This window comes from Nitrosomonas sp., assembly GCF_019752095.1.
Taxonomy (GTDB): Bacteria; Pseudomonadota; Gammaproteobacteria; order Burkholderiales; family Nitrosomonadaceae; genus Nitrosomonas.
The window spans coordinates 120,620-126,949 of record NZ_JAIEMO010000009.1 but is presented as its reverse complement, the minus strand read 5'-3'; the positions used below and the strand labels follow the sequence as shown (position 1 = coordinate 126,949).

Annotated in this window: 7 protein-coding genes; all 7 read right to left on the bottom strand. The window is 42.2% G+C overall.

Going from position 1 to position 6,330, the window contains the following annotated elements:
* Window positions 1-113 (bottom strand): GTP-binding protein (locus tag K2Q13_RS04440; RefSeq protein ID WP_292919459.1); only part of this gene is annotated, 113 nt, incomplete at its 3' end.
* A 31-nt stretch (window positions 114-144) separates the two neighbouring features.
* A complete protein-coding gene (gene fusA / locus K2Q13_RS04435) occupies window positions 145-2,235 on the bottom strand; it encodes an elongation factor G (RefSeq protein WP_292919451.1) in 2,091 nt (696 codons plus the stop codon).
* 58 nt (window positions 2,236-2,293) lie between these two features.
* Window positions 2,294-2,764, bottom strand: coding sequence for a 30S ribosomal protein S7 (gene rpsG / locus K2Q13_RS04430; RefSeq protein ID WP_103966276.1), 471 nt, complete (start codon window positions 2,762-2,764; stop codon window positions 2,294-2,296).
* 83 nt (window positions 2,765-2,847) lie between these two features.
* Window positions 2,848-3,225: a 30S ribosomal protein S12 gene (gene rpsL / locus K2Q13_RS04425; protein ID WP_062558929.1), complete on the bottom strand. Its 378-nt coding sequence runs from the start codon at window positions 3,223-3,225 to the stop codon at window positions 2,848-2,850.
* 275 nt (window positions 3,226-3,500) lie between these two features.
* Window positions 3,501-3,986: a YajQ family cyclic di-GMP-binding protein gene (locus K2Q13_RS04420; RefSeq protein ID WP_292919450.1), complete on the bottom strand. Its 486-nt coding sequence runs from the start codon at window positions 3,984-3,986 to the stop codon at window positions 3,501-3,503.
* An 80-nt stretch (window positions 3,987-4,066) separates the two neighbouring features.
* Window positions 4,067-5,290 (bottom strand): argininosuccinate synthase, encoded by a 1,224-nt coding sequence (locus K2Q13_RS04415; protein ID WP_292919449.1) that lies wholly within the window; start codon window positions 5,288-5,290, stop codon window positions 4,067-4,069.
* A 74-nt stretch (window positions 5,291-5,364) separates the two neighbouring features.
* On the bottom strand, window positions 5,365-6,291 hold the full coding sequence (gene argF, locus K2Q13_RS04410; protein ID WP_292919448.1) for an ornithine carbamoyltransferase: 927 nt from the start codon (window positions 6,289-6,291) through the stop codon (window positions 5,365-5,367).
* Window positions 6,292-6,330: the final 39 nt, after the last annotated feature.

Here is a 6,330-nt window from a genome sequence, read left to right as displayed (position 1 = left end):
TTCGTCAATATCGTCGTAATTGCCGCCGTCAGCGTAGTCTTACCATGATCCACATGCCCTATCGTTCCAACATTTACATGTGGCTTCGACCGCTCAAATTTACTCTTTGCCATGTCTTATCCTTTTACACTCTATACAATTTCACTATTTCTTGCTTATTATAGCTTCAGCCACATTCTTTGGTGCTTCAGAATAATGCTTAAATTCCATCGAATAAGTCGCCCTTCCCTGTGTTGCAGATCTTAAGGCTGTTGAATAACCAAACATTTCTGCAAGCGGCACTTCTGCTCGAATGACTTTAAAACCAGGAATATCTTCCATTCCTTGTATCATACCGCGCCTTGATGATAAGTCACCCACAACATTTCCCATAAAATCTTCCGGTGCTTCCACCTCAACAGCCATCATAGGTTCTAGCAACACTGGATTGGCTTTACGCATACCATCCTTAAATGCTATTGATGCAGCCATTTTAAAAGCATTTTCATTCGAATCCACATCATGATATGAACCATCGAAGAGAGTAACCTTCACATCTACTACAGGATACCCCGCCAACACACCACTTGGAAGCGTTTCCAACAATCCTTTTTCAACTGCCGGTATATATTCTCGCGGCACTGCCCCACCTTTTATTTGATCTACAAACTCAAAGCCCTTACCAGTTTCATTTGGCTCCATTTTCAACCAAACATGACCATACTGCCCACGCCCCCCGGATTGTTTTACAAATTTCCCCTCAATCTCGACTAATTTCCTTATTGCTTCACGATAAGCCACTTGTGGAGCACCTACATTCGCTTCCACACCAAATTCACGCCTCATGCGATCAACAATGATCTCAAGATGTAGCTCACCCATACCAGAAATAATCGTTTGCCCAGTCTCTTCATCCGTTCTAACTCTAAATGAAGGGTCTTCTTGGGCCAATCTATTGAGCGCCATGCCCATCTTCTCTTGATCAATTTTTGTTTTTGGCTCAACCGCAACATGAATTACAGGTTCTGGAAAATCCATTCTTTCTAGCGTGATTATATTTTGAGTATCACACAATGTATCCCCAGTAACCACGTCCTTCAAACCCACCGCGGCAGCAATATCTCCCGCTCGCACTTCTTTAATCTCTTCACGCTGATTTGCATGCATTTGCAATATTCTACCAATTCTTTCTTTTCTTCCTTTAATCGGGTTATAGACTGTATCACCTGACATCACAATACCTGAATACACTCTGAAGAAAATAAGTTGTCCCACGTATGGATCTGTTGCAATCTTAAATGCTAGCGCTGAAAAAGGCTCGTTATCATCAGCCATCCTCTTGTCCGCATCGCCATTTTCCTTCTCACCTTGCACTGCCACGATATCTGTCGGCGAAGGCATATAATCTATAACCGCATCCAACATCGCCTGAACCCCTTTGTTTTTAAATGCAGTCCCGCACATCATTGGCACTATTTCATTGCTAACTGTTCGCGTTCGCAAACCAAACTTTATTTCGGAAATATCCAGATTTCCACTCTCCAGATATTTATTCATCAACTCTTCATTGGCTTCAGCCGCTGATTCCAGCATCTTCTCACGCCAGGCTTTCGCATCTACTTGCAGAGCTTCAGGGATATCACGCTCCTCAAACTTCATCCCCCTACTTTCTTCATCCCAGTAAATAGCCTTCATTTTAACCAAATCGACTATACCCTCGAATTTGTCTTCGGCTCCTATCGGCAGCTGTATCGGCACTGGCACCGCTTTAAGCCGCGTTTTAATCTGCTCATAAACACGCATGAAATTTGCACCTGAGCGATCCATCTTATTCACAAAAGCAAGACGCGGAACCTTATATTTATTTGCCTGCCTCCAAACTGTTTCAGTCTGAGGCTGAACCCCCCCAACTGCGCAAAAAACTGTACAAGCTCCATCCAACACCCGAAGAGATCGCTCCACTTCAATTGTAAAATCAACGTGCCCTGGAGTATCAATGATATTAATTCTATGCTCAGGATAATTATCGGCCATCCCCCTCCAGAAACAAGTTGTAGCAGCCGATGTTATCGTAATACCCCTTTCCTGCTCCTGCTCCATCCAGTCCATTGTTGCCGCGCCATCATGAACCTCGCCTAATTTATGCGACACACCGGTATAAAACAGCACACGCTCAGTAGTAGTTGTCTTACCCGCATCAATATGAGCCATGATACCGATATTTCTATAACGCTCTATAGGAGTTTTTCTTGCCACAGTTTGAATGCCTTACGAATATCCAATTAATGAATGCTACTCTTTAAGTTTTTCCCAACTAGAATCTAAAATGCGAGAACGCCTTATTAGATTCAGCCATCCTATGAACCTCTTCACGCTTCTTAACTGCACCTCCACGCCCCTCAGCTGCTTCAGTCAATTCATTCGCCAACCTTGCATCCATTGACTTTTCGCTCCTTTTCCTTGCAGCATCTCTAAGCCACCTCATGGCAAGCGCATTACGCCGCACAGAACGCACTTCTACCGGAACCTGATAATTAGCACCACCCACTCGACGACTCTTTACTTCCACGATTGGGCGCACATTGGTTAATGCTTGCGTGAATATTTCCAACGGATCATTTCCAGTTTTCTTCCCGATGTGCTCTAGTGCGCCATAGATAATTCTTTCAGCCACTGACTTCTTACCTCTCGTCATGAGAACATTAACAAATTTTGCTAGCTCTACATTGTGATATTTTGGATCCGGTAAAATTTCCCGCTTTGGAACTTCTCTACGTCTTGGCATTATGCAACCTCTTCAGATTTATTACTTTTCTGTTCGTTTTTTACTATATAAATAAATTACTTGCGTTATATTCAGATAAGAATCTATGCAGTTTTTGGTTTTTTGGAACCATACTTTGATCTTCCCTGTTTACGATCTTTAACACCCGCCGTATCCAGACTTCCCCTCACTGTGTGATAGCGCACACCCGGCAAGTCTTTGACACGCCCCCCACGAATCAGCACAACCGAATGCTCCTGAAGATTATGTCCTTCGCCACCAATATAACTTGAGACCTCAAATCCATTTGTCAATCTCACTCTGGCTACTTTGCGCAACGCAGAGTTTGGCTTCTTTGGTGTTGTCGTATATACCCTCGTACAAACACCCCGCTTTTGCGGACTATTTTCCAATGCAGGAACGCTACTTTTAACCCGCTTAGCTATACGCGGCTTTCGAACTAACTGACTGATTGTCGGCATTTCTATGTCCTAAAAAACTGCGACGGCTTCTAAGCCGTCTGCAACTAACCTATTGCTAAACCATATTTCTATTTTATCAATGGTGTAAAATTAATTATTCGTCATCTTTATTTTTACGAAAGGAAAGATGCATCAAAAAAGAGAGCGGATTCTATTGGGTTTATATTTTTGTGTCAAGACAAACATCGTTAACACAGGCATCATTTTACCAGTATCTTGCTATGTTTTACCATTCATTTCTTGCGTTATACGAAGAATATAACCAACGAACTCCATCAATCTCTAAAGTTATGGAATTGTAATGGAAAACTATCAATTGATTTTTTTACTAATTGTATTACATCCTGCAACACATCTTTCTTTGCACCGACTACACGCACGACTTCTCCCTGGATACTGGCTTGCACTTTAAGCTTACTATCTTTAATTTTTTTTATAATTCTTTTAGCTAGCTCTGTTTCAATCCCCGTCTTAATTGTCACTAACTGCTTTACTTTATTCCCACTAATTTTATCAATCTGATTCTTGTCCAAACATCGCACATCCACATTCCGTTTTGTCAATTTAATTCTGAGAATATCTAAAACCTGCTCCAATTTGAATTCATCATCTGCAAATACCGTTAATTGATAATCAGTCTGCTCCACCCGCGCATCCGAACCCTTAAAGTCAAAGCGAGCATTTACTTCTTTATTAACTTGTTCAACCGCATTCCTGACTTCCTGCTTATCAACTTCCGAAACTATGTCAAATGTTGGCATTTTATTTCTATATAAACTGAGCAAATGATCCAGATTTTTTACTCATGCTAATGTGCATTTTATCGAGTATTCCTGACTATTCAATTAAGCTGACCAAGTTTGCGCTTAGCTGCAATGCGCAACCTTAATGCATTCAATTTGATGAATCCTGCCGCATCCCCTTGATTATAAGTTCCGGCATCGTCTTCAAATGTCGCAATATTTGGATCGAATAATGAATCAGCATGAGAGTCTCTACCGACCACAATAATATTTCCTTTGTACAGCTTCAGCCTCACCCATCCATTGACATTTTGCTGGCTCGCATCAATCATCGCTTGCAGCATCTTCCGCTCTGGACTCCACCAATAACCGTTGTAAATCAGCTCAGCGTAACGCGGCATTAGATCATCTTTTAAGTGTGCAACCTCTCGATCCAAAGTAATTGATTCAATTGCGCGATGTGCACGCAGCAGAATTGATCCACCCGGAGTCTCATAGCATCCTCGCGATTTCATACCAACATATCGATTTTCTACTAAGTCTAGCCTGCCAATTCCGTGCTTACCGCCCAACATATTAAGTTTTTCTAATACACCAACCGGTGACAATTTAACGCCATTTAGGGCCACGACATCCCCGCACTTAAACTCTACATCTATATACTCAGGCACATCGGGTGCGTTTTCAGGTGATACGCTCCAACGCCACATTGACTCTTCTGGCTCAGCCGCTGGATCCTCAAGAACCCTTCCTTCATATGAAATATGCAGTAAATTTGCATCCATGCTATAAGGTGAGCCAGTCTTTTTTTTCATTTCAACTGGAATACCATGTTGCTCAGCATATTGCAGTAACTTTTCTCGCGAAGTTAAATTCCATTCGCGCCAAGGTGCGATTACTTGGATATCTGGTTGCAATGCGTAGTATCCCAGCTCAAAACGCACCTGATCGTTACCTTTCCCTGTAGCACCATGCGAAACCGCATCGGCACCCGTCTCCTCGGCAATTTCAATCTGCCGCTTTGCAATTAATGGACGCGCAATGCTCGTACCCAGCAAATATTCTCCCTCATAAATCGTATTCGCCCGAAACATTGGAAATACAAAATCTCGCACAAACTCTTCCCGCAAATCATCAATATAAATCTCTTTGACACCCAGCTGCTTTGCTTTTGCGCGCGCTGGCTCAACTTCCTCCCCCTGCCCAATATCAGCAGTAAATGTCACTACTTCACACTGATACGTATCTTGCAACCACTTCAGGATAACTGATGTGTCCAATCCTCCTGAAAATGCCAAAACCACTTTATTTATTTTTTTCATTCTTCTTTCTTATCACATTTTTGTTTAGCGAATTAAACGAATAAATAGGTCAACTAAAAATTCTAAATTTCAAGCTATATTTCAGTATTTATTTTACCCAGAAGCAAATACTCCATAAGTGCTTTTTGCGTATGCAGCCGGTTTTCCGCCTCATCCCATACTACCGATTGCGGCCCATCCAAAACTTCGGCACTTACTTCTTCATCACGGTGTGCTGGCAAACAATGCATAAATAACGCATCCGATTTAGCCAATAACATCATTTCTGTATTAACACAAAATGCAGCAAAATCATTTTTCCTTTGCTCTATTTCCTCCTCGAATCCCATACTCGTCCACACATCTGTTGTAACAAGGTCCGCATCCCTTACAGCTTCGCGCGGATTCGCATAGACTTCGTAATGTTTAGCACCGCTTAATCCTATCCGCTCAGGATCAATATCGTAACCAGGCGGTGTTGATACATGCATTTGAAAATTAAAAATTTCGGCCGCTTGTAACCAAGTATTGCACATATTGTTGGAATCACCGATCCACGCTACAGTTTTGCCTTCTATGCTGCCTCTATATTCGATATAAGTAAAAATATCACTCATAATTTGACACGGATGATATTCATCAGTTAAGCCATTGATTACTGGCACTCTCGAATTCTCAGCAAAGCGTTTGATAGTGTCATGCTGATAAGTTCGGACCATGACCAGATCTACCATACGCGAAATCACGCGCGCAGCATCCTCTACAGGTTCCCCCCGCCCCAATTGCGTGTCCCGTGTTGACAAATAAATTGCCGCGCCGCCCAACTGGTGCATACCTGCCTCAAATGATAATCGTGTGCGCGTCGAATTTTTGTCAAAAATCATCGCCAATGTTCGATCATTCAATGGCCAGTATTGCCGGTATTGTTTGAACTCCTGTTTTATCCAGCGCGCACGTTCAAATAAATACTCGTATTCATCGCGGCAGAAATCATTAAATTGCAGAAAATGCTTAAATTGCATAACAAAATAAACAACCAATCAGTCACAAAAACTTGATGC